Origin of the sequence: Burkholderia sp. Ac-20349, assembly GCF_017104865.1 — a bacterium.
Classification (GTDB): Bacteria; Pseudomonadota; Gammaproteobacteria; order Burkholderiales; family Burkholderiaceae; genus Burkholderia; species Burkholderia aenigmatica.
In genome coordinates, this window is the sequence record NZ_JAAGPM010000011.1 from 55,366 (window position 1) to 77,176 (window position 21,811).

Here is a 21,811-nt window from a genome sequence, read left to right on the forward strand (position 1 = left end):
CCTCGTTCAATAAAAATAATGAATAATGATCAGATCAAGAATGACTGAAAGTATGTCTTATGGCATTCGACAGCAGGCTTTTGAGCGGCATCGGCGTGCTCTCGGCGGTGATCGAGGCCGGCACCTTCGCGAGCGCCGGCGAGGCGATGGGGTTGACGCAGCCGGCGGTGAGCCGCGCCGTCGCCCGGCTGGAAGAGCGCGTCGGCATCCGGATCTTCAACCGCACGGCGCGCGCGATCACGCTGACCGACGAAGGGCGGCGCTTCTATGAGGCGGTCGCGCCGCTGCTGGCCGGCATCGAGGAGGCGGCGATCGACGCCGGCCAGTCGAAGGCGCGTGTCAGGGGGCGGTTGCGCGTCAACGTCGACGCGACTTTCGGCCACTACGTGCTGGCGCCGAAGATGGCGGAGTTTCTCGACCGCTTTCCCGACCTGTCCGTCGAGATCAGCGTGCGCGACCGGATGGGCGACCTCGTCGCCGACGGGTTCGACGTGGCGGTGCGGTTCGGTATTCCGGAGCCGTCGTCATACCGTGCGCGGTTGCTGCTGGAAACGCGCGTGCTCACCTGCGCGTCGGCGGCCTATGTCGCGCGTCATGGCGAGCCGCGGCACCCGCGGGATCTCGCGGATGGGCATCGTTGCGTGCTGATCCGCGATCCGGTGACGGGGCGGCCATTCGAATGGGAATTCCATCGCGGCGAGGAGGTGGTGCCGTTCGATGCGGCCGGCCGGCTGATGGTCAACGATACGGGCATGCTGCTCGGCGCGTGCCTGGGCGGCGCGGGGATCGCGCAGCTGCTGGAACTCTATGCGCGCGACATCCTTGCCGACGGGCGGCTGGTGCTGCTGTTGCCGGCGTGGGCGGACGAGACGTTTCCGCTCTACGCGTATCACCACGCGTCCAATCTCGTTTCGGCGAAGGTGCGCGTGTTTCTCGACTTCGTGCGGGCGTTGATGGTCTGAGCTGGCGCGTCCGTCTCGTCCATTCATTCGGTGCGATGCGGAATGCTGTCCGGGAACGGGTAGGGCGCGTGCGGGCCCGGCCAGTCGGGCACCGGTGGCGCGGTCAGGATGTCGCATCCGGCTAGCATGAGCGACAGCGCCACGGCGAGCACGCGGCGGCAGAGCGGAGATGAAATCGTGCGCATGGACATGGCGTGCCTCCGTGTCGCGCATCCTCATGATGCTTGGACTGCAGCGTGGGGGTACGCGTTGCGCGTGCATGCGGCAAAAACAAAAAACCCGCGAAGCGGCGAGCTTGCGCGGGTTTCGGGAAGCGCAGCGCATCACGCTGCGAGAATGCTGGTGCCCAGGGCCGGAATCGAACCGGCACGCCTTGCGGCGGGGGATTTTGAGTCCCCTGCGTCTACCAATTTCACCACCTGGGCTTGATCCTGGCCGCGCATGCGATTGTGCGCGGCGAAACGCGGATTATGTCCGAAATCCCGCCGCCGGGCAAGCTGCCCGGTTGCCGGCGGCACATGTCACTGGCTCAGGTAGACGAATCGGCCCTGTTTGACGATGCCCATCACGCTCGCGCGCTGATCGAGCCCCACATGATCCTTGTCGCTCGTGTTGACGACGCCGTTCGGCACGACGAGCTCGTGCGCGCGTTCCAGCTCGCGCCGCAGCGCCGCGCGGAACGCGGGCGTGCCGGGCTGCGCGGCCTTCAGCGCGCGGCCGACCGCGTCGGCGAGGCGCGGATAGACGCCCGCGGCGTCGCCCGCGAACTGCGTGACCGTGCCGGCGCCGTACTTCGCCTCGTACGCATCGACGAACGCGAGCGCGGCCTTGCGGGCCGGATGATCGGCCGGCAGCGTGCGTGCGACGACCACCGGCTGGGTCGGGAACAGCGTCCCGTCGACGTCCTTGCCGCCAAGCTTGATGAATTCCGGCGTCGCGATCCCGTGTGTCTGATAGATCGGGCCCTTGTAGCCGCGTTCGATCAGCGTGCGCTGCGGCAGCACGGCAGGCGTGCCCGAGCCCGCGATCAGGATCGCGTCGGGCTTTGCCGCGATCAGCTTCAGCGCCTGGCCCGTGACGCTCGCGTCGGTGCGGTTGAAGCGCTCGGTCGCGATGACGCGGATCTTGCGCAGGTCCGCGAAACGCGTGAACTCGTTCAGCCAGCTGTCGCCGTAGCTGTCCGCGAAGCCGATGAAGCCGACCGTCTTCACGCCGTGGTTCGCCATATAGCGCGTCATCACGTCGGCCATCGCGCTGTCGCTCTGCGCCATCTTGAACGCCCAGGTTCGCGCGCCTTCCTGCGGCTCGACGATCGCGCCGGAACCGACCAGCGTGATCATCGGCGTCTGCCCGGTGGCCACCGCATCGAGCGCCGCGAGCGCGGCCGGGGTGATGTTCGGGCCGACCACGACGTCGACGTGATCCTCGTCCACCAGCTTGCGGATGTTGCGCACCGCGGTGCCGGGATCGGACGCATCGTCGAGCACCGTTACCTGCACGGGCTGCCCGGCGATCGTCTTCGGCCACATCAGGATCGCGTTCTTGCTCGTGATGCCGATCGCGGCGGCCGGGCCGGTCGACGACAGGTCGACGCCGATCTTCAGGTCGGCCTGCGCGGCCACGCAGGCGAGCGCGAGGGCGACACCGGCGGCGCGGCGCAGCAGAGCGGGAAGGGGTGGCAGGGCGGGACGCGTCATGCGGAATGCTCCGTCGGACAGCAAAAAGGGGCGCGATGTGCGCCCCCGTGTTTATACACGCCGCTCAGAGTTCGTACGATTCGGATTCGCCCTTGAGCGCCTGTTCGATCAGCTTGCGGTTCAGCGTCGGCGAGAGCAGTTCGACCAACGTATACACATAGCTGCGCAGGTAGGCGCCCTGCTTGAGCGCGACGCGCGTCACGTTGCTGCCGAACAGGTGGCCGACCGGGATCAGCCGCAGGTTGCGGTCGCGCTCCGGGTTGAACGCGATGTCGGCCATGATGCCGACGCCGAGGCCGAGTTCGACGTAGGTCTTGATCACGTCGGCGTCGATCGCCTCGAGCACGATGTCCGGCGACAGCCCGCGCAGCGCGAACGCATGGTTGATCTTCTTGCGGCCCGCGAACGCGTCGTCGTACGTGATCAGCGGGTATTGCGCGAGATCGTCGAGCGTGACCGGCTTGCGTTCGAGCAGCGGATGGTCGGCCGGCACGACGGCCGCGTGGTGCCACTGGAAGCAGGGCAGCGACACGAGCTCCTTGTAGTCGGAAATCGCCTCGGTCGCGATCGCGAGATCGGCCTGGTCGTGGATCACCATCTCGGCCACCTGCGTCGGGCTGCCCTGCAGGATCGACAGGTGCACCTTCGGGAAGCGCTTCTTGAATTCGGCGATCGCGGCCGGCAGCGAGTAGCGGGCCTGCGTGTGGGTCGCGGCGATGGTCAGGTTGCCCTGATCCTGGGCTGCATAATCCTTCCCGACCCTTTTAAGGCTTTCAACCTCCTGGAGAATCCGCTCGACCGACGCGAGGATGATCCTGCCCGGCTCGGTGAGCGAGCGCACGCGCTTGCCGTGCCGCGTGAAGATCTCCACGCCCAGCTCGTCCTCGAGCTCGATGATCGCCTTCGATACCCCCGGTTGCGACGTGTAGAGCGCCTTCGCGGCCTCGGTGAGGTTGAAATTCTGCCGGACGGCCTCGCGCACGAAGCGAAATTGGTGCAGGTTCATTTATAACCCTTCCGCATATCAACAGAATTTTTTAGTCGTTTGAAATATAAGGCGAGTTTATTACGATTCACCGGAGTTTTTCAAATATGGATATCTGTTTTCGTCATTAGCAATCCACCCGGCAGCGGATGGCGGCGGTGACGGCGGAACGGAGATTCGGGCGCGACGTGGCTAGGACGTCGCGCGGTCACCACGAAAACCCTGGGGTCCCCGAATGTATCAGTACGACCAATACGACCAGACGATCGTCGACGAGCGTGTCGCGCAGTACCGCGATCAGGTGCGCCGCCGGCTGTCGGGCGAGTTGAGCGAAGACGAATTCCGTCCGCTGCGCCTGCAGAACGGCCTGTACATGCAGCGCCACGCGTACATGCACCGCATCGCGATTCCTTACGGCAACCTGCGCAGCGACCAGCTCCGGATGCTGGCGCGCATCGCCCGCGAACACGACCGCGGCTACGGTCACTTCTCGACCCGCTCGAACATCCAGTTCAACTGGGTCGAGCTGGAAGACACGCCCGAAATCCTCGCGAAGCTCGCGTCGGTGCAGATGCACGCGATCCAGACGTCGGGCAACTGCATCCGCAACATCACGGCCGACCAGTTCGCCGGCGTCGCGCAGGACGAGGAGATCGATCCGCGTCCGTGGTCGGAAATCCTGCGCCAGTGGTCGACGTTCCATCCCGAATTCCTGTGGCTGCCGCGCAAGTTCAAGATCGCGGTGTCGGGCTCGAAGGACGACCGCGCGGCCGTGCAGATCCACGACCTCGGCGTGTACCTGAAGAAGAATGCGCAGGGCGAAGTGGTCGCGAGCATCCTCGCGGGCGGCGGCCTCGGCCGCACGCCGATCATCGGCGCGGTGATCAAGGAAGACCTGCCGTGGCAGCATCTGCTGACCTACTGCGAAGCCGTGCTGCGCGTGTACAACCGCTACGGCCGCCGCGACAACCTGTACAAGGCGCGCATCAAGATCCTCGTGAAGGCGCTGTCGCCCGCGAAGTTCGCGCAGCAGGTCGAGGAAGAGTGGCAGCACCTGAAGGACGGCCCGTCGACGCTCACGCAGGCGGAAGTCGATCGCGTGTCGCAGTACTTCCAGCCGCCGGCCTACGAGAAGCTGGCCGACACCGACGCATCGTTCGAACAGCATCTGCTCGAGAACAAGGCGTTCGCGCGCTGGGTCGAGCGTAACGTCGCGCCGCACAAGGTGGCCGGCTACGCGGCCGTCACGCTGTCGCTGAAGGATCATCGCGCGGCGCCGGGCGACGCGACCGACAAGCAGATGGAACAGGTGGCCGACTGGGCCGACGCGTACTCGTTCGGCGAGCTGCGCGTGTCGCACGAGCAGAACCTGATCCTCGCGAACGTGAAGAAGCGCGACCTGTTCGCGGTGTGGGAAAAGGCGAAGGCTGCCGGTTTCGCGACGCCGAACATCGGCCTCCTGACCGACATCATCGCGTGCCCGGGCGGCGACTTCTGCTCGCTCGCGAACGCGAAGTCGATCCCGATCGCGCTGGGGATCCAGCAGCGCTTCGACGATCTCGACTATGTGTACGACCTCGGCGACTTGTCGCTGAACATTTCCGGTTGCATGAACTCGTGCGGTCACCACCACGTCGGCAACATCGGCATCCTCGGCGTCGACAAGGACGGTGCCGAGTGGTACCAGGTGTCGCTCGGCGGCGAGCAGGGCACGGGCCAGAACGGCGCGCGCCTTGGCCGCGTGATCGGGCCGTCGTTCTCGGCGGAAGAAGTGCCCGACGTGATCGCGAAGCTGATCGACACGTTCGTCGAATCGCGCATCGACGGCGAGCGCTTCGTCGACACGTACGACCGTATCGGCATCGCGCCGTTCAAGGAGCGCGTGTATGCGGCGCGCCAGGCAGTGAACGCGTAACCAACCGGGTAGAAGGAACTAGCAGATGGCTTCGATTATCAAGAACCGCGCAGTGATCGACGATGCATGGCAGGTCGTGCGCGCGGCGGAAGACGGTGCACTGCCCGCGGTCGACGCATTGCCGGCCGGCAAGGTGCTGGTGCCGTTCGCGTTGTGGCAGGCCGAGCGCGCGGCGCTCGTCGCCGCGAAGACGAAGGACGAGCTCGGCGTGTGGCTCGCACCGGACAGCGAGCCGGCCGATCTCGTGGCCGATTTCGGCGCGATCTCGCTGGTCGCGGTCGATTTCCCGCGCTTCGCGGACGGCCGCGGCTACAGCATCGCGCGCCTGCTGCGCGAGCGCCACGGCTGGACGGGCGAGCTGCGCGCGATCGGCGACGTGCTGCGCGACCAGCTGCTGTACATGTCGCGTTGCGGCTTCGACGCATACGCGGTGCGCGCCGACAAGGACATCCACGACGCGCTGAATGCGTTCACGGAATTCACGCAGCGTTACCAGGGTGCGTTCGACCAGCCCGAACCGCTGTTCCGCCGTCGCGCCGCGGCGGCTGACGTAGCGGCGACGCCCGACGCGAAGGTGAGCGCATGAGCGCCGCTACCGCGCTGACGCCGGAACTCGCCGCGAAGGTCGAGCGCCTCGACGCGCTGCTCGCGCGGATCGGTGCCCGTCACGAGAAGGTGAAGTTCGCGAGCAGCCTCGCGGCGGAAGACATGCTGCTCACGCATGCAATCCTGTCGAAAGGCGTGTCGATCGGCATCTTCTCGCTGAATACGGGCCGTCTGCATGCCGAGACGCTCGGCATGATCGACCGCGTGCGCGAGCGCTACGGCTACGAGATCGAGCAGTTCCATCCGCAGCAGGACGCGGTCGACCAGTACGTTGCCGAGCACGGCCTGAACGCGTTCTACGAGAGCGTCGAGCTGCGCAAGTCGTGCTGCCACATCCGCAAGGTCGAGCCGCTGAATCGCGCGCTGTCGGACGTCGGTGCGTGGGTCACGGGCCAGCGCCGCGAGCAGTCGGTCACGCGTGCGGAGCTGCACGAGGAAGAACAGGACGATGCACGCGGGATCGCGAAGTACAACCCGCTCGCCGACTGGACGGAAAGCGACGTGTGGGCGTACCTCAAGGCGTTTGACGTGCCGGTGAATCCGCTGCATGCGCGCGGCTACCCGAGCATCGGCTGCGAGCCGTGTACGCGGGCGATCCGTCCCGGCGAAGACAGCCGCGCGGGCCGCTGGTGGTGGGAGTCGCGCGATACGAAGGAATGCGGGCTGCACATCACGACGATCACGCCGATTCCCGCGGAAGCCGTTACCGGCGCCACGCACTGAAAGCCTGACAAGAAACTGAATATTGCGCCGCCAGCGACAGCGGGCGGCACGAACCCAGAAGAGAAGGACTGAAATCATGAGCACGACGCTCGAGCAATCCGCCTTTGCCCCGCCCACCGGTGCCGACAACCGCATGGGCCACCTCGACTGGCTCGAAGCCGAGTCGATCCACATCCTGCGCGAACTGGTCGCCGAATGCAGCAAGCCGGCGCTGTTGTTCTCGGGCGGCAAGGATTCGGTCGTCGTGCTGCATCTGGCGCTGAAAGCATTCGGCCTCGGCGCGAATCGCAAGACGACGCTGCCGTTCCCGCTCGTGCACATCGACACGGGCCACAACTACGAGGAAGTGATCGACTTCCGCGATCGCCGCGCGCAGGAGCTGGGCGCCGAGCTGGTCGTCGGGCACGTCGAGGATTCGATCAAGCGCGGCACGGTCGTGCTGCGCCGCGAAACCGATTCGCGCAATGCCGCGCAGGCCGTCACGCTGCTCGAGACGATCGAGCAGCACGGCTACACGGCGCTGATCGGCGGCGCGCGCCGCGACGAAGAGAAGGCGCGGGCGAAGGAACGCATCTTCTCGTTCCGCGACGAATTCGGCCAGTGGGATCCGAAGGCGCAGCGCCCGGAACTGTGGAGCCTGTACAACGCCCGCCTGCACAAGGGCGAGCACCTGCGCGTGTTCCCGATCTCGAACTGGACCGAGCTCGACGTGTGGCAGTACATCGCACGCGAGAACCTCGAACTGCCGTCGATCTATTACGCACACCAGCGCGAGATCGTGCGCCGCAACGGGCTGCTCGTGCCCGTCACGCCGCTCACGCCGATGCGTGACGGCGAGACGAGCGAGCTTGCGCAGGTGCGTTTCCGCACGGTCGGCGACATTTCCTGCACGTGCCCGGTCGAGAGCGACGCGGACGACGTCGAGAAGATCATCGCCGAGACGGCGGTGACCGAGATCACCGAGCGCGGCGCGACCCGGATGGACGACCAGGCATCCGAAGCCGCGATGGAACAGCGCAAGAAGCAAGGTTATTTCTGAAGCACACGAGGACATTCACATCATGAGCATCATCGAGAACACCGAAGACCTCGGCGTGCTGCGCTTCATTACCGCAGGCAGCGTCGACGACGGCAAGAGCACGCTGATCGGCCGCCTGCTGTACGACAGCAAGGCCGTGCTGTCCGACCAGCTGTCCGCGCTGTCGCGTGCGAAGAACAAGCGCACGGTCGGCGACGAGCTCGACCTCGCGCTGCTGACCGACGGTCTCGAAGCCGAGCGCGAGCAGGGCATCACGATCGACGTCGCGTATCGCTACTTCGCGACCGCGAAGCGCAAGTTCATCATCGCCGACACGCCGGGCCACGAGCAGTACACGCGCAACATGGTGACGGGCGCGTCGACCGCGCACGCGGCGATCATCCTGATCGACGCGACACGCGTGACGATCGAGAACGGTGTGGCTGACCTGCTGCCGCAGACCAAGCGCCACAGCGCGATCGTCAAGCTGCTCGCGCTGCAGCACGTGATCGTCGCGATCAACAAGATGGACCTCGTCGACTACAGCGAAGCGCGCTTCAACGAGATCCGCGACGCCTACGTCACGCTGGCGAAGCAACTCGGCCTGAGTGACGTGCGCTTCGTGCCGGTGTCGGCGCTGAAGGGCGACAACATCGTCGGCGCGAGCGAGCGTATGCCGTGGTACGCGGGCGAGCCGCTGCTCGACGTGCTCGAATCGCTGCCGGTCGAGACGCAGGCGCATGACGCGCTGCGCTTCCCGGTGCAGTGGGTCGCGCGCCAGGACGGCAGTTCGGCCGACGATTTCCGCGGTTACATGGGCCGTATCGAGTCGGGCGAAGTGAAGGTCGGCGACGAGATCGTCGTGCTGCCGTCGAACCGCACGGCCACGATCGCCGAGATCGTCGCGCCGGTGCCGGGCGGCACCGCGTCCGTCCCGCACGCGTTCGCGGGCCAGACCGTGACGATCCGCCTCGCGGAAGACGTCGACGTGTCGCGCGGCGACATGTTCGTCACGTCCGGCGAGCCGATCGAGCCGGCAAAGAAGCTCGAAGCCGATCTGTGCTGGTTCGACGAGACGCCGCTGTCGCCGCAGCGCAAGTACCTGCTGAAGCAGACCACCAGCACGGTGTTCGCGAAGATCGGCGGCGTCAAGCAGGTGCTCGACGTGCACACGCTGTCGCACGCGACCGACCGTCACGAGCTGAAGATGAACGACATCGGCCGCGTCGCGCTGACGCTGCAGAAGCCGATCGTTTGCGACACGTACGACGCGCATCCGGGTACCGGTGCGTTCGTGCTGATCGACGAGGCGACGCACCACACGGTCGCCGCAGGCATGATCCGGGCATTCTCGGCATAACCGGCGAGCCGCGCCGCCTTATGGCGGCGCGGGCCGGACGCCGTCGTCCGCAGGGACCAAGCGAAGCGACAAATATGGGCAAGGTGTATCTGATCGGAGCAGGGCCGGGCGCAGCCGACCTCATCACGGTGCGTGGCGCGCGGCTGCTCGCGCAGGCGGACGTCGTGCTGCACGACGCGCTCGTCGAGCCCGCGATGCTCGACTACGCGCCGAACGCGCGCCGCATTGCGGTCGGCAAGCGCTGCGGGCAGCGCTCGACCGCGCAGCACTTCATCAACAAGCAGATCGTCGATGCGGCACGCGAGCACGCATGCGTCGTGCGGCTGAAGGGCGGCGACCCGATGCTGTTCGGTCGCGCGGAAGAGGAAATGCGCGCGCTGGAAGCAGCGGGTATCGACTACGAGGTCGTGCCGGGCATCACCGCGGCGCTGGCCGGCGCGGCGACGCTGAAGCGTTCGCTGACGTTGCGCGGCGTGTCGCGCAGCGTGGCGTTCGCGACGCACAGCCGCGCACCGGGCAGCGACGAGATTCGCGAAGCCGCACGCGCCGATTCGATCGTCTACTACATGGGCCGCGACAGCGCGCCCGGCATCGCGCAGGAGCTGATCGACGCCGGCCGTGCGCCGGCGACGCCGGTGGCGATCGTGGAGGCGTGCAGCACCGCGCGCGAGCGCACGCTGACGCTGACGCTCGCGCAGATGGCGGCGGGCGACGCGCAGGCGTGGCTCGATCCGGCCGAACCGAGCCTGCTGATGATCGGCGATGCGTTCGCGGAGCGCGCCGCGCAGGCAAAAGAGGGAAGCGCGTTGCGCGATGCCGCCTGAGCGGGAACGGCGCGTGGCGATGCATTGCACGCCGCCGTTCCGGTGACTGACGCAGTCCGAAAAAAAGCGCTGGCTTCTGCCAGCGCTTTTTCATTTGAGGCCGCCGATGCTTCGTTCAGGCGTCGTCGCCGACCTGGTCGATGCAGTAGCGCGCGATCGCGTCGAGCACACCGTCGTCTTCGCCGACGGCCGTCGCGCAGCGGATCTCGACGCCGGGGTGCGCGGCGCGGCAGGCGTCGACGAGCTGCGGCAGGTCGCGGCGGACATGGCCGCCCTGGCCGAAGAACACGGGCACCACGGTGATGTGCGTGCAGCCGGCCGCGACCTGCGCGGCGACCGCGTCACCGAGCGACGGCGTCATCAGTTCGAGGAACGCGAGCGACACGTGCGCAGCGGGGGAGGAGGCGCCGCGCAGCCGCGCGGCGAGCCGTTCGAACGGCTCGGCCCAGCGTGGGTCGCGGGCGCCGTGGCCGAACAGGACGATGCCGTGCGAACTCATGTCGAAGCCTCCGTCGCGACGCGGCACTCAGTGCCGGTCGACCCACTTGAGCGCAAACAGGCCGAGCGCGAGATAGATGAGGCCCGGCGTGGCGGCCGTCAGCGGCGCGGGCCAGGTGTTCAGCGTGCCGATGTGCGAGAACAGCGTATTGAGGAGCTGGAAGCTCATGCCGAGCATGATGCCACCGAACACCTTCACGCCGACCACGCCCGCGCGCGTGTGCAGGTACGCGAACGGCAACGACAGCACGAGCATCACGAACACCGCGAACGGATACAGCAGCTTGCGCCACAGCGCGATGTCGTAGCGCTGCGTGTCCTGCTGGTTCTCGCGCAAGTGCTGGATGTAGCGGAACAGGTTGATGAGCGACATGCGTTCCGGCGACACCAGCAGCACCGACAGGATCTGCGGCGTCAGGTCCGAACGCAGCCGGTATTCGGGCAGCGACACCTGCTGCGACCGGTACACGGGGTTCAGCGCGTCGGTCGGCTGGCCGCTGATCGGCTTGATCGGCGTGAGTTCCGTTTCCGTGACGCCCTTCAGCAGCCAGTGGCCGGGCGGCTCGTAGCGGCCCGTTTGCGCGATCCGCACGTTCCGCAGCTGGAATTTCGAATCGAATTCGTAGATGCGCACGTTGCTGATCGTCGAATCGGGCGACAGGCTGCCGACGTTGACGAAGCGCGTGACCTGCTCGCCGTTCTCGCGGGCCGCGAGCGTGTCCTTCACCCACACGCCCGACTGGAAGTTCGACGACACCGACGCGCCGAGCGCCTGCAGCCGCACGCGTTCGGACAACTGGTCGGCGTACGGGCCGACGAATTCGCCGATCAGGTAGGTGACGATCACGAGCGGGATGCCGATCTTCAGCAGCGAGCGCAACGCCTGGTTGGTCGCGAGGCCCGACACGCGGAAGATCGTGAATTCCGAGTTCGCGGCCATCTGCGCGAACACGTAGATCGCGCTGATCAGCGCGGCGACCGGGATGATCTCGTAGAAGCGCGAGGGCGTCTGCAGCGCGACGCGCAGCACCGCGTAGCCGAACTTGTAGTTGCCGTGCCCGACCGAATTCAGTTCGCTGATCAGGTCGAAGAAGAAGAACAGGCCCGAGAACGCGAACAGGATGAAGACGAACGTGACGTAGATCTGTCGCGCGAAGTACTTTTCATAGAGCCGCATCGATCATGCTCCCGAGCGGCCGAACAGCGCGCGTGTAAACAGCGGACGATTGCGCACGCGCAACCAGAAGATGAACGCGACGATCACCGCGACGACCAGATGCAGGCCGACCAGGCCGACGCCGAACGACATCTTGCCCTGCTCGATCTGCGCCTGCACGACGTTCAGCAGGTTCGAGTACGTGAGGTAGATCAGCACCGCCATCACGAGGTTGATCGTGCGGCTGCGGCGCGGGTTCTGGTACGACAGCGGAATGCCGAGCACCATCAGGTTGATCGCGATCAGCGGCAGCCCCGCGCGCCACGCGAATTCCGCGAGGTTGTCGTTCGTCGGGTTGCGCAGCAGGTCCGGCGTCGGCGTGCTGTTGGTGCTCGGCACGTTGGTGACCGGGGTGCTCGTGATCTTCACGCCGTAGCGCTCGAACTCCATGATCTTGAAGTTCGGCTGGCCGGGCGTTCCGTCGTAGCGGCGGCCGTCTTCCAGGACGACGAAGCGGCTGCCGTCGCGCGTTTCCGTGTGCCCCGTCTGCGACACGACCACGTTGACCTTGCCGTTCTCGGTCGAGGTCACGAACACGTTCTGCACCTTGCTCTGGTCGGGCGTCATCTTCTCGATGAAGAACACGCGGTGGTTCGCGGCCGACTCGCGGAACTGGCCCGGCGCGAGCAGCGAGATCTCGTCGCGCTGCTGGAAGCGCGCCTTGATCATCTTGCTCTGCTGGTTCGACCACGGCCAGCCGACGAACGCGAAGAACGCGATCAGCAGCACGATCGGCGTGGCGAACACGCCGATCGGCTTGATGAGGCGCGTGAGGCTCACGCCCGACGCGAGCCACACGACCATTTCGGAGTCCCGGTACCACCGGGTCAGCACGAACAGGATCGACACGAACAGCGTGACGACGAGCATCACGGCGAGGTAGCCGATCACGGTGAGGCCGATCAGCACGAGGACGTCCCGCGGATCGATTTCACCGGACGCGGCGTAGCCGACGATGCGGATCATCATCGTCGTGAGCATGATCGTGAGCAGCACCATGAACACGGCGCCAGCCGTATACGCAAGCTCGCGCTGGAGGGAGCGTTCGAAGATCATTCTTGATGAGAAGAGGGCGGGAGGCTGCGCACGCGTGGTGCGGCGCTCGCGCCGCCACGGGAAAAATAGCGGATAATTGCGGCTTTCATCCTTAGCCCAGATTTTATCCGAGGACAAGCGCGATGGACTTTAGCATAAAAGGCTGTGATTGGAGCAAAGGCGAGGCCAAGGGGTTCCTGACCGGGAAGTCCGACTGCATCGTGCTCGGCATCTTCGAGGCGCAGACCCTTTCGGGCGCGGCGCTCGACATCGACACGGCCACCAAGGGGCTGATTTCGCGCGTGGTGAAGGCCGGCGACATGGACGGCAAGCGCGGCAAGACGCTGTTCCTGCACGAAGTGTCGGGCATCGGCGCGTCGCGCGTGCTGCTCGTCGGCCTCGGCAAGCAGGATGCTTTCAATCAGAAAGCCTATAACGATGCCGTGACGGCCGCATGGCGCGCGCTGCTGGCGACCAAGGTCGTCCAGGTCACGTTCACGCTCGCGCAACTGCCGGTCGACGAACGCAGCTCCGACTGGGGCGTGCGCGCGGCGATTCTCGCGCTGCGCAACGAGACCTACCGCTTCACGCAGATGAAGAGCAAGCCGGAACCGGCGTCGCACACGCTCAAGCGCGTCGTGTTCAGCGTCGATCCGTCCGACGAAAAGGCTGCGAAGGTCGCGGTCAAGCAGGCCGTCGCGCTCGCGAACGGGATGGATCTCACCCGCGACCTCGGCAACCTGCCGGGCAACGTCTGCACGCCGACCTATCTCGGCAACACCGCGAAGAAGATCGCGAAGGATTGGGGCCTGAAGGCGGAAGTGCTCGGGCTCAAGCAGATCCAGGCGCTGAAGATGGGCTCGTTCCTGTCGGTCGCGCGCGCGTCGGTCGAGCCGCCGCAGTTCATCGTGCTGCACTACCAGGGCGCCGCCGCGAAGGCCGCGCCGGTCGTGCTGGTCGGCAAGGGCATCACGTTCGACACGGGCGGCATCTCGCTGAAGCCGGGCGAGGGCATGGACGAGATGAAGTACGACATGTGCGGTGCGGGCTCCGTGCTCGGCACGATGCGCGCGGTCGCCGAGATGGGCCTGAAGATCAACGTCGTCGCGATCGTGCCGACCTGCGAGAACATGCCGGGCGGCAACGCGACGAAGCCGGGCGACATCGTCACCAGCATGAAGGGCCTGACGATCGAGGTGCTGAACACCGACGCCGAAGGCCGTCTGATCCTGTGCGACGCGCTCACGTACGCCGAGCGCTTCAAGCCGGCTGCCGTGATCGACGTTGCCACGCTGACGGGCGCATGCGTGATCGCGCTGGGCGGCCACAACAGCGGCCTGTTCTCGACCGACGACGCGCTCGCGGGCGAACTGCTCGACGCATCGCGCGAGGCGAACGATCCGGCGTGGCGCATGCCGCTCGACGACGAGTACCAGGATCAGCTGAAGTCGAACTTCGCGGATCTCGCGAACATCGGCGGGCGCCCGGCCGGCGCCGTGACGGCCGCGTGCTTCCTGTCGCGCTTCACCGACAGCTATCCGTGGGCCCACCTCGACATCGCGGGTACCGCCTGGAAGGGTGGTGCGGCGAAGGGCGCGACGGGCCGTCCGGTGCCGCTGCTCGCGCAGTTCCTGATCGACCGCGCCGGCCAGTGATGGCGGTGTTGACGACGCTGCGGGTACGCGGGCAATGACGCGGATCGATTTCCACTCGAACGTCGGCGATTCGCTCGCGTACGCGTGCCGGCTGCTGCGCAAGGCCTACCTGGCCGGGCAGCCGGTCGTCGTGCTCGCCGAGCCCGCGCGCCTGCGCGCGCTCGACGAGCGGCTCTGGACGTTTTCGCCGCTCGATTTCATCCCGCATTGCGGTGTCGACAGCGAGCACGCAGCCGGCACGCCAATCGTGCTGGCCGCGGATCTCGACCGCGCACCGCATCATCACGTGCTGCTGAACCTCGGCGCAGCCGTGCCCGCGCAGTTCGCCCGCTTCGAGCGCCTGCTCGAAGTGGTCGGCAATGCGCCGGACGAGCTGGCCGCGGGCCGCGACCGCTACCGGTTCTACCGCGATCGCGGCTACGCGCTGAACAACTACAAGCAGGGCAGCTAGCCGCAACCGTCGACGGAGTGTTCCCGTGACAGAAGCCGATTCATCCTCGATCCCGACGCTGACCGACGTGCTGGTGCCGGGCAAGCCGGTGCCGGCGCGCTCGCCCGCGCCCGATCCATCTCAGCCGCATGCGGGTGCGGCGATGCCGGTGCTCACCGACGTGGTCGCACCGCACACCGCGGGTGCGGCGCCGGCCGATTCCACGCAAAGTGCACTTGACCCCGATTCCGTCGTGGTCGAACCCGTGCCGACGCCGCACGTGCCGGCGGTCGAACTGCCGGGCGACGTGGCGACGGCTGCTGCGGCGGCGATGGGCGAGACCGATGCGCCGGCCGAACCTGGCGCCGCGGAGCAGGTGGTCGCCGAAGACTCGGCGGCAATGAGTGCGCCGCTGCGCTCGTCGCTGGCCGACGATGCGCCGCAACACGCGTTCGCCGCGGTGGCGCACGACGCGATCGGGCACGCGCGTGAAGCGCACCTGCCGGAGGCCGTCATACCGGCCGCCGCGCCGCAGCCCGACGCGCAGGCAGCCGCCGGGCTGACGGCGGAAGATGCGCAGCACATCGCCGAGCGCCTGCGCAATCGCCTGACGAACTATCTGACCGGGGAAGGGCGCGATGCCATCGAAGCCCGCTGTCGCAACGCGCTGCATGAGCATTCGGCCTGGCTGGTCGGCCAGATCACGCGCGAAGTGGCGTTGGCGCTGGAAAGCGAGGTGATGGACTGGGTTCGTGACGCGGTCGACGAAGAGATCGCACGCCGTCGTACCGGTCATGCCGGTTGAGCGCGCGGCCATTCCGGCCAAAAACGGGGTGCGGTTCCAGTAAGAGCCGGTAACGCTGCCGGCGAGACGCCGGTCAGCCGGGACAGGCCCGCCTGTCGGCGGAACCCGGCGCAGCGGCTATTCCCGCCCGGGGCGTCCGGTTCAGTGTACCGACAGCACCCATTGCGCGAGCGTGTGGGCTTCGGTGTTCGTCAGTTGCGTATTGGCGGGCATCGGCACGCTGCCCCATACGCCGACGCTGCCTTTCACGATCGATTGGGCAAGGTAGTCGACGGCGTCGCCGCGCGCCGCATACTTGCTGGCGATGTCGCGGAACGACGGGCCCATCAGCGGCTTGCCGATCGCGTGGCAGGCCATGCAGTTCTTGCGCTGGGCAAGCGCAAGCCCGTCGGCCTGGTCGGCGCGTGCCGCCGCCGCACTGCCGATCAGCAGCAGGGTGAGCAGGACGCGCAATATCGAATGTTTCATGCGGTTCTCCGCCGGCGGGGACGGCCGGCTACATGGTCCGCGCATTATAAAAGCAAAGGGAAAGCGCGTTTTGCGCGTTCCCCCGGCGGCCGATGTTTATCGGGGTCGCATGTTTTGGTGCGCCCGCGTCAACCCGTGACGGCGCCCTGGTTCGCCGGGCGCGCCAGCGCAGCGAATTTCGCGAGCACGCCGCGCGTGTAGCGCGGCGCCGGCTGTTGCCATGCGGCGCGGCGGCGCGCGAGTTCCGCGTCGTCGACGTTCAGCTGCAGCAGCAACCGGTGCGCGTCGATCGTGATCGAGTCGCCTTCCTGCACGAGCGCGATCGTGCCGCCGACGAACGCTTCGGGCGCGACGTGGCCGACCACCATCCCCCAGGTCCCGCCCGAGAAGCGGCCGTCCGTGATGAAGCCGACCGATTCGCCGAGCCCCTTGCCGATGATCGCCGAGGTCGGCGCGAGCATTTCCGGCATGCCGGGGCCGCCCTTCGGGCCGAGGTAGCGCAGCACGAGGATGTCGCCTGCGCGGATCCGGTCGCCGAGAATCGCATCCATCGCGCTCTGCTCGTCGTCGAACACGCGTGCCGGGCCCGTGATCACCGGGTTCTTCAGGCCGGTGATCTTCGCGACCGCGCCGTCTTCCGCGAGATTGCCTTTCAGGATCGCAAGGTGGCCTTCCTTGTACAGCGCACGGTCGATCGGGAAGATCACGTCCTGGTCCGCGCGCGGCACGCTCGGCACGTCCTTCAGTTCGTCGGCGAGCGTGCGGCCGGTGATCGTCATGCAGTCGCCGTGCAGCAGCCCCGCGTCGAGCAGGATCTTCATCACCTGCGGAATCCCGCCGGCGCGATGCAGGTCGGTCGCGACGTACTTCCCCGACGGCTTCAGGTCGCAGATCACGGGTACGCGTTTGCGGATGCGCTCGAAGTCGTCGATCGTCCAGTCGACCTCGGCCGCGTGCGCGATCGCCAGATAGTGCAGCACCGCGTTGGTCGAGCCGCCCGTCGCCATGATCACCGACACCGCGTTTTCGATCGATGCCTTGGTGATGATGTCGCGCGGCTTAAGATCGCGCTTCACCGCCTCGACCAGCACGCGCGCCGATTCGGCGGCCGAATCGACTTTCTCCTGGTCGGGATTCGCCATCGTCGACGAGTACAGCAGCGACATCCCGAGCGCCTCGAACGACGAACTCATCGTGTTCGCGGTGTACATCCCGCCGCACGACCCCGACGTCGGGCACGCGTTCTGCTCGACGCCTTCGAAATCCTCCTGCGACATCCGGCCCGCGGTGAATTCGCCGACGGCCTCGAATGACGACACGATCGTCAGGTCCCGACCTTTCCAGTTGCCGGGGCGGATCGTGCCGCCGTACACGTAGATGCCCGGCACGTTCAGGCGCGCGAGCGCGATCATCCCGCCCGGCATGTTCTTGTCGCAGCCGCCGACGACGACCACGCCGTCCATCCATTGCCCCTGCACGCAGGTCTCGATGCAGTCGGCGATCACTTCGCGCGACACGAGCGAGTACTTCATGCCTTCGGTACCCATCGACATGCCGTCCGAAATCGTCGGCGTGCCGAAGATCTGCGGGTTCGCGTCGGCCGCCTTCACGGCCGCGACGGCCGCGTCCGACAGCCGCTGCAGGCCGGAATTGCACGGCGTGATCGTCGAATGGCCGTTCGCGATACCGATCATCGGCTTGTCGAAATCTTCCTTCCGGTAGCCGAGTGCGTAATACATCGAGCGGTTCGGCGATCGGGCCACGCCTTGCGTGATGTGCTTCGAGCGACGGTTGTAAGCCATGGGGGACTCCATCGTTGTCTGGGCAACGCCGGTGAACGGCGTGCCGGTTCGGATCAATCAAGAATGGAGTTTCCGGATTGGGATGTCCAATATATTATTTGTCGCTTATTAAGTCGTTTAACGAATGAGAGAGGCATGGCCGATCCGACTCCCGACTTGCGCCAGTGGCGCTATTTCGTGACCGTCGCCGACGAGCGTCATTTCGGCCGCGCGGCCGAACGCCTGTCGATGACGCAGCCGCCGCTGTCGCAGGCGATCCGTGCGCTCGAGGATGCGCTCGGCGTCGCGCTGTTCGCGCGCACCAAGCGTTCGGTGGCGCTGACGGCGGTCGGGGCGGCGCTGTTGCCCGACGTGCGCCGGCTGCTGGCATCGGCCGATGCGTTGCCGCCGCTGGCGCGACGGCTCGCGCGCGGCGAGGCCGGCTCGTTGTCGCTTGCGTTCGTATCGACCGCCGATTACGGGCTGCTGCCTGCGCTGCTGCGTGCGTTCGGCGCGCGCTTTCCGCAGGTGCGCCTGCAACTCGCGGAGGCGACGAGCGACGTGCAGATCGACGAACTCGTCGCCGGCCGCATCGACGCGGGGCTCGTCATTCCGCCCGTGCCGCCACGCCACGCGGCCGGGCTGTCGTACCTGCCCGTCGTGCGCGAGCCGCTGGTGGTGGCGATGCCGGCCGCGGCGAGCGACGCGCCGGAAGACGAGCCCGTCCATCTCGCGGAAGTCGCCGCGATGCCGCTCGTGATCTTTCCGCGTCGTTTGGCACCCGGCTTTTATGACATCATTACGGGCTGCTACGGCGCGGCGGGGGAAACCCCGCGCATCGGCCAGGAGGCGATCCAGATGCAGACGATCGTCAGCCTGGTGTCGGCCGGCATGGGCGTCGCACTGGTGCCGCAATCGCTGCGTAACCTGCGGCGCACCGGCGTGGTCTACCGGCCGCTTGCCGGTCACGCGCCGGTCGTCGAGACGGGCCTCGTGTGGCGCACCGGCGACGTGAGCCCCGTGCTGGCCGGCTTCATCGACGTCGTGCGCGCGCAGGGCCTCGCCACGTGACGTGATGTGAACGATGACGCGCCGGTGCCGTCCAAAGCGCGGTGCTGCGCGTTTGCGACGGCCGTACCGCATTCGAAAACTTCTTCGCTAACCCATGATCATTCACCCGAATTTCGACCCCGTTGCGATCCATCTCGGGCCGCTGGCCGTGCGCTGGTACGGGCTCATGTATCTCGTCGGCTTCATCGCGGCGATCGTCGTCGGCCGGATCCGCCTGAAGCTGCCGCACGTCGCGGCGCAGGGCTGGACCGCGAAGGACATCGACGACATGATGTTCTACGGCGTGCTCGGCACCGTGCTCGGCGGCCGGCTCGGCTATGTGCTGTTCTACAAGGCCGATTTCTACTTCTCGCATCCGCTCGACGTCTTCAAGGTGTGGGAGGGGGGCATGTCGTTTCACGGCGGCTTCCTCGGCGTGACGCTCGCGATGATGCTGTTCGCGTGGCAGCGCAAGCGGCACTGGCTGCAGGTCACCGATTTCGTCGCGCCGATGGTGCCGACGGGGCTCGCGGCCGGGCGGCTCGGCAACTTCATCAACGGTGAACTGTGGGGCCGCGTGACCGATCCGTCGGCACCGTGGGCGATGCTGTTCCCGGGCGCGATGCGCGACGATGCGGCATGGTTGCCGAAGCATCCGGAGCTCGTCGAGAAGTGGCATCTCGCCGACGTGTTCATGCAATACCAGATGCTGCCGCGCCATCCTTCGCAGCTCTATGAAATCGCGCTCGAAGGTATCGTGCTGTTCTTCGCGCTGTTCTTCTTCTCGCGCAAGTCGCGGCCGATGGGTGCAATATCCGCGCTGTTCCTGATCGGCTACGGCCTCGCACGCTTCACGGTCGAGTTCGCACGCGAGCCCGACGACTTCCTCGGCCTGCTCGCGCTCGGCCTGTCGATGGGGCAGTGGCTGTCCCTGCCGATGATCCTCGCGGGCGTCGCGCTGATGGTCTGGGCATATCGCCGCCGCGCGGCGACTGCCGCTGCGTGATGCGATGCCGATGCACGGGCGAGCGGCACGTGCATCGACGCTTGCATCGACCACATGCAGGTCAATGAAAAACGCCGGCCCTCGGGCCGGCGTTTTTCATTTCGGACTGCCGCGCGCTGCGCGTTACTTCATCTGCACCGAGCCGTTGACTGTGACCGACACGGTGGCCTTGCCGCCTTCGACCGCGATCGGTGCGCTCATCTTGGCGCTGTCCATCGGTGCTGCGGCCATCGCCATCATGCGCGGGTACGGCTGCACGTTGCGGCCGCCGCCGACGTTCACGTCGCGGATCGTGTAGCTGCTGTAACCGAAGGCCTTCGCGGCTTCGTCCGCGCGGGCGCGGAACGACTTGATCGCCTCGGTCGTCAGCTTCTGCTCGGCCGCGCGCTGCGCTTCCGGCGACAGCGAGAACTCGACGTTCGCGACTTGCATCAGGTTCGACAACTGGCCTGCAAGCTTCGACGCTGCCGCGAAATCGCGCGATTCGAGCGCGACTTCGGTGCGGCCGCGCCATGCGGAGATCTTGCCGTCGCGATCGGTGCTCGGATAGACGGAGAATGCGCCCGTGTGCGCAGTGACGCCCGATACACCCTTCGCTTGCGACAGCGCTGCATCGGCGCGCTGGTTCAGCTGCGCGGTGAGGCTGCCCGGATCCTTGGCCTGCTGCTCGTAGAACAGCGTGATGTGGATGATGTCCTGCGGCACGTCGGTGCTGGCCTGCGACGACAGCGACAGCACGCCCGCCGGCTCCGGAAAGTGCGGGTTCGCGGTTTGCGCGTGCGCGGTGGACGACGCGAGCGTCAACGCGACGGGAACGGCGGCGGCAAGGGCGAGCGACAGCGCGAGTGCGGATTTCTTGGTCATTGTTGGACTCCTTGTGCGAGGGCGTGCACGCGGATCGCGCGTGCACGACGCGGGCGTACCGCGCGACGAAAAAAACGACAACCGGCCCGATCGGCCGACAGCGGTTGCTTAGGCTGCGCGAAAGTGCCGCGAGTTCCGCGGCGGCGGTGCGTACCGACCAGATTTGACCTTTGGCGCGCGGCTACTTCATCAGCTTTTCGGTGATGAAGCGCCATTCGGCGCGCGTGACGGGCGTGATCGACAGCCGGTTGCCGCGTGCGAGCACGCGCATGTCGGCGAGTTCGTCGTGTTCGCGCAGCGCCGCGAGTGGCACGAGCGGCGATTTTTTCACGTAGTGCACGTCGACGAGCAGCCAGCGCGGCGCTTCCTGAGTCGACTTCGGGTCGTAATAGGGGCTTTTCGGATCGAATTGCGTGGGATCGGGGTAGGGCGTCGACGACACTTCGGCGAGGCCCGCGATGCCCGGCTCGGGGCAGCTCGAGTGATAGAACAGCACGCCGTCGCCGATCTTCATCGTGTCGCGCATGAAATTGCGCGCCTGATAATTGCGCACGCCCGTCCACGGCAGCGAACGCTGCGGTGCGTTGGCGAGATCGTCGATGCTTGCTTCGTCCGGTTCGGACTTCATCAGCCAGTATTGCATGGATCGTGATCGACGCAGAAAGAGGCTGCTACAAAAGAAAACGGCACCGGGCTTCGCCCGATGCCGTTGGATAGGCCCCCGCCTTGGCCGCTAGGCCGGCATCCTGAACCTGAGGTTCAGAATTGGTCGCAGTTAGCAGCACTTCGGGTACATCAGACAGAGTGACGCGCGCGCCCGTGCTACAAATTTCCGCAACCGTGCACATGGCATTGGTTCAAGGAATATATGACCTTGGCGAACCAGGCAGGGAAGCTGACTGAACTGTGATTC

The 21,811-nt window shown here is 66.5% G+C and carries 22 protein-coding genes, 1 tRNA gene and 1 other RNA gene; 12 read left to right on the forward strand and 12 right to left on the reverse strand.

All coding sequences use genetic code 11. From position 1 onward, the window contains the following. Positions 1-59: 59 nt before the first annotated feature. Positions 60-962, forward strand: a complete 903-nt coding sequence (locus G3N61_RS06210) for a LysR family transcriptional regulator (RefSeq protein ID WP_205821863.1) — start codon at positions 60-62, stop codon at positions 960-962. A gap of 23 nt (positions 963-985) precedes the next feature. Here the strand turns inward: G3N61_RS06210 and G3N61_RS06215 are convergent, their stop codons facing one another. From G3N61_RS06215 to G3N61_RS06230, 4 genes are all read right to left on the reverse strand, one after another. Continuing rightward, complete coding sequence (locus G3N61_RS06215) at positions 986-1,153, reverse strand: hypothetical protein (RefSeq protein WP_179258720.1); 168 nt, start codon at positions 1,151-1,153, stop codon at positions 986-988. Positions 1,154-1,302: 149 nt separating this feature from the next. Then, positions 1,303-1,387 (reverse strand) — tRNA-Leu (locus G3N61_RS06220). Between the two features lie 96 nt (positions 1,388-1,483). Then, positions 1,484-2,659 carry an ABC transporter substrate-binding protein gene (locus tag G3N61_RS06225; RefSeq protein WP_205821864.1) on the reverse strand — a complete coding sequence of 392 codons (1,176 nt, stop codon included), beginning with the start codon at positions 2,657-2,659 and terminating at the stop codon, positions 1,484-1,486. Positions 2,660-2,723: 64 nt separating this feature from the next. Continuing rightward, positions 2,724-3,665: a CysB family HTH-type transcriptional regulator gene (locus G3N61_RS06230; RefSeq protein WP_014896306.1), complete on the reverse strand. Its 942-nt coding sequence runs from the start codon at positions 3,663-3,665 to the stop codon at positions 2,724-2,726. A gap of 214 nt (positions 3,666-3,879) precedes the next feature. Here G3N61_RS06230 and G3N61_RS06235 point away from each other — a divergent pair, with 214 nt between their 5' ends. The 6 genes from G3N61_RS06235 (at position 3,880) to cobA (ending at position 10,090) form a co-directional block, all read left to right on the forward strand. Continuing rightward, positions 3,880-5,559: a nitrite/sulfite reductase gene (locus G3N61_RS06235; RefSeq protein WP_043189889.1), complete on the forward strand. Its 1,680-nt coding sequence runs from the start codon at positions 3,880-3,882 to the stop codon at positions 5,557-5,559. Between the two features lie 25 nt (positions 5,560-5,584). Beyond that, positions 5,585-6,145, forward strand: coding sequence for a DUF934 domain-containing protein (locus G3N61_RS06240; protein WP_205821865.1), 561 nt, complete (start codon positions 5,585-5,587; stop codon positions 6,143-6,145). Beyond that, a complete protein-coding gene (locus tag G3N61_RS06245) occupies positions 6,142-6,888 on the forward strand; it encodes a phosphoadenylyl-sulfate reductase (RefSeq protein WP_205821866.1) in 747 nt (248 codons plus the stop codon). The genes G3N61_RS06240 and G3N61_RS06245 overlap by 4 nt, the downstream gene beginning before the upstream one ends. 76 nt (positions 6,889-6,964) lie before the next feature. Then, positions 6,965-7,927, forward strand: a complete 963-nt coding sequence (cysD, locus tag G3N61_RS06250; protein WP_205821867.1) for a sulfate adenylyltransferase subunit CysD — start codon at positions 6,965-6,967, stop codon at positions 7,925-7,927. A gap of 22 nt (positions 7,928-7,949) precedes the next feature. Continuing rightward, a complete protein-coding gene (locus tag G3N61_RS06255) occupies positions 7,950-9,266 on the forward strand; it encodes a sulfate adenylyltransferase subunit 1 (RefSeq protein ID WP_089451129.1) in 1,317 nt (438 codons plus the stop codon). Between the two features lie 74 nt (positions 9,267-9,340). Beyond that, positions 9,341-10,090, forward strand: coding sequence for a uroporphyrinogen-III C-methyltransferase (gene cobA, locus G3N61_RS06260; RefSeq protein WP_089451128.1), 750 nt, complete (start codon positions 9,341-9,343; stop codon positions 10,088-10,090). A gap of 115 nt (positions 10,091-10,205) precedes the next feature. Here cobA and G3N61_RS06265 read toward each other — a convergent pair whose 3' ends face one another. Genes G3N61_RS06265 through lptF form a run of 3 tightly spaced genes read right to left on the reverse strand, consistent with a single transcriptional unit; the run spans position 10,206 to position 12,860 of the window. After that, the gene (locus tag G3N61_RS06265; RefSeq protein WP_205821868.1) at positions 10,206-10,589 is read right to left on the reverse strand and encodes a CbiX/SirB N-terminal domain-containing protein; all 384 of its coding nucleotides are present in this window, start codon (positions 10,587-10,589) and stop codon (positions 10,206-10,208) included. Positions 10,590-10,616: 27 nt separating this feature from the next. Beyond that, a complete protein-coding gene (lptG, locus tag G3N61_RS06270; RefSeq protein WP_043189871.1) occupies positions 10,617-11,765 on the reverse strand; it encodes an LPS export ABC transporter permease LptG in 1,149 nt (382 codons plus the stop codon). A 3-nt stretch (positions 11,766-11,768) separates the two neighbouring features. Further along, positions 11,769-12,860 (reverse strand): LPS export ABC transporter permease LptF, encoded by a 1,092-nt coding sequence (gene lptF / locus G3N61_RS06275; RefSeq protein ID WP_043189868.1) that lies wholly within the window; start codon positions 12,858-12,860, stop codon positions 11,769-11,771. Positions 12,861-12,982: 122 nt separating this feature from the next. Here lptF and G3N61_RS06280 point away from each other — a divergent pair, with 122 nt between their 5' ends. Genes G3N61_RS06280 through G3N61_RS06290 form a run of 3 tightly spaced genes read left to right on the forward strand, consistent with a single transcriptional unit; the run spans position 12,983 to position 15,729 of the window. Then, the gene (locus tag G3N61_RS06280) at positions 12,983-14,494 is read left to right on the forward strand and encodes a leucyl aminopeptidase (protein WP_043189865.1); all 1,512 of its coding nucleotides are present in this window, start codon (positions 12,983-12,985) and stop codon (positions 14,492-14,494) included. A 34-nt stretch (positions 14,495-14,528) separates the two neighbouring features. Next, positions 14,529-14,945 carry a DNA polymerase III subunit chi gene (locus G3N61_RS06285; RefSeq protein ID WP_039368072.1) on the forward strand — a complete coding sequence of 139 codons (417 nt, stop codon included), beginning with the start codon at positions 14,529-14,531 and terminating at the stop codon, positions 14,943-14,945. Between the two features lie 25 nt (positions 14,946-14,970). Further along, positions 14,971-15,729: a DUF2486 family protein gene (locus G3N61_RS06290; protein WP_205821869.1), complete on the forward strand. Its 759-nt coding sequence runs from the start codon at positions 14,971-14,973 to the stop codon at positions 15,727-15,729. Positions 15,730-15,870: 141 nt separating this feature from the next. Here the strand turns inward: G3N61_RS06290 and G3N61_RS06295 are convergent, their stop codons facing one another. Next, complete coding sequence (locus G3N61_RS06295; RefSeq protein ID WP_205821870.1) at positions 15,871-16,197, reverse strand: c-type cytochrome; 327 nt, start codon at positions 16,195-16,197, stop codon at positions 15,871-15,873. A 128-nt stretch (positions 16,198-16,325) separates the two neighbouring features. Next, positions 16,326-17,999, reverse strand: a complete 1,674-nt coding sequence (ilvD, locus tag G3N61_RS06300) for a dihydroxy-acid dehydratase (RefSeq protein ID WP_043189857.1) — start codon at positions 17,997-17,999, stop codon at positions 16,326-16,328. 135 nt (positions 18,000-18,134) lie between these two features. On the opposite strand from ilvD, the gene G3N61_RS06305 reads away from it, so the two are divergent. Beyond that, positions 18,135-19,049 carry a LysR substrate-binding domain-containing protein gene (locus tag G3N61_RS06305; protein ID WP_043189855.1) on the forward strand — a complete coding sequence of 305 codons (915 nt, stop codon included), beginning with the start codon at positions 18,135-18,137 and terminating at the stop codon, positions 19,047-19,049. 94 nt (positions 19,050-19,143) lie between these two features. Continuing rightward, entirely contained in the window at positions 19,144-20,034 is an 891-nt protein-coding gene (gene lgt, locus G3N61_RS06310; RefSeq protein ID WP_043189852.1) for a prolipoprotein diacylglyceryl transferase, read from the forward strand. A 123-nt stretch (positions 20,035-20,157) separates the two neighbouring features. On the opposite strand, the gene G3N61_RS06315 is transcribed toward lgt, so the two are convergent. The 3 genes from G3N61_RS06315 to ssrS form a co-directional block, all read right to left on the reverse strand. Continuing rightward, on the reverse strand, positions 20,158-20,898 hold the full coding sequence (locus G3N61_RS06315; RefSeq protein WP_122946044.1) for an SIMPL domain-containing protein: 741 nt from the start codon (positions 20,896-20,898) through the stop codon (positions 20,158-20,160). A gap of 181 nt (positions 20,899-21,079) precedes the next feature. Next, positions 21,080-21,541, reverse strand: a complete 462-nt coding sequence (locus tag G3N61_RS06320; RefSeq protein ID WP_043189848.1) for an EVE domain-containing protein — start codon at positions 21,539-21,541, stop codon at positions 21,080-21,082. A 71-nt stretch (positions 21,542-21,612) separates the two neighbouring features. Beyond that, positions 21,613-21,794, reverse strand: a non-coding RNA gene (gene ssrS / locus G3N61_RS06325) — 6S RNA. Positions 21,795-21,811: the final 17 nt, after the last annotated feature.

Bases quoted from the DNA above. Each gene is read 5' to 3' on its own strand.
- G3N61_RS06210 (WP_205821863.1), top strand. From the start codon at position 60: ATGGCATTCGACAGCAGGCTTTTGAGCGGCATCGGCGTGCTCTCGGCG.
- G3N61_RS06215 (WP_179258720.1), bottom strand. From the start codon at position 1,153: ATGTCCATGCGCACGATTTCATCTCCGCTCTGCCGCCGCGTGCTCGCC.
- G3N61_RS06225 (WP_205821864.1), bottom strand. From the start codon at position 2,659: ATGACGCGTCCCGCCCTGCCACCCCTTCCCGCTCTGCTGCGCCGCGCC.
- G3N61_RS06230 (WP_014896306.1), bottom strand. From the start codon at position 3,665: ATGAACCTGCACCAATTTCGCTTCGTGCGCGAGGCCGTCCGGCAGAAT.
- G3N61_RS06235 (WP_043189889.1), top strand. From the start codon at position 3,880: ATGTATCAGTACGACCAATACGACCAGACGATCGTCGACGAGCGTGTC.
- G3N61_RS06240 (WP_205821865.1), top strand. From the start codon at position 5,585: ATGGCTTCGATTATCAAGAACCGCGCAGTGATCGACGATGCATGGCAG.
- G3N61_RS06245 (WP_205821866.1), top strand. From the start codon at position 6,142: ATGAGCGCCGCTACCGCGCTGACGCCGGAACTCGCCGCGAAGGTCGAG.
- cysD (WP_205821867.1), top strand. From the start codon at position 6,965: ATGAGCACGACGCTCGAGCAATCCGCCTTTGCCCCGCCCACCGGTGCC.
- G3N61_RS06255 (WP_089451129.1), top strand. From the start codon at position 7,950: ATGAGCATCATCGAGAACACCGAAGACCTCGGCGTGCTGCGCTTCATT.
- cobA (WP_089451128.1), top strand. From the start codon at position 9,341: ATGGGCAAGGTGTATCTGATCGGAGCAGGGCCGGGCGCAGCCGACCTC.
- G3N61_RS06265 (WP_205821868.1), bottom strand. From the start codon at position 10,589: ATGAGTTCGCACGGCATCGTCCTGTTCGGCCACGGCGCCCGCGACCCA.
- lptG (WP_043189871.1), bottom strand. From the start codon at position 11,765: ATGCGGCTCTATGAAAAGTACTTCGCGCGACAGATCTACGTCACGTTC.
- lptF (WP_043189868.1), bottom strand. From the start codon at position 12,860: ATGATCTTCGAACGCTCCCTCCAGCGCGAGCTTGCGTATACGGCTGGC.
- G3N61_RS06280 (WP_043189865.1), top strand. From the start codon at position 12,983: ATGGACTTTAGCATAAAAGGCTGTGATTGGAGCAAAGGCGAGGCCAAG.
- G3N61_RS06285 (WP_039368072.1), top strand. From the start codon at position 14,529: ATGACGCGGATCGATTTCCACTCGAACGTCGGCGATTCGCTCGCGTAC.
- G3N61_RS06295 (WP_205821870.1), bottom strand. From the start codon at position 16,197: ATGAAACATTCGATATTGCGCGTCCTGCTCACCCTGCTGCTGATCGGC.
- ilvD (WP_043189857.1), bottom strand. From the start codon at position 17,999: ATGGCTTACAACCGTCGCTCGAAGCACATCACGCAAGGCGTGGCCCGA.
- G3N61_RS06305 (WP_043189855.1), top strand. From the start codon at position 18,135: ATGGCCGATCCGACTCCCGACTTGCGCCAGTGGCGCTATTTCGTGACC.
- lgt (WP_043189852.1), top strand. From the start codon at position 19,144: ATGATCATTCACCCGAATTTCGACCCCGTTGCGATCCATCTCGGGCCG.
- G3N61_RS06315 (WP_122946044.1), bottom strand. From the start codon at position 20,898: ATGACCAAGAAATCCGCACTCGCGCTGTCGCTCGCCCTTGCCGCCGCC.
- G3N61_RS06320 (WP_043189848.1), bottom strand. From the start codon at position 21,541: ATGCAATACTGGCTGATGAAGTCCGAACCGGACGAAGCAAGCATCGAC.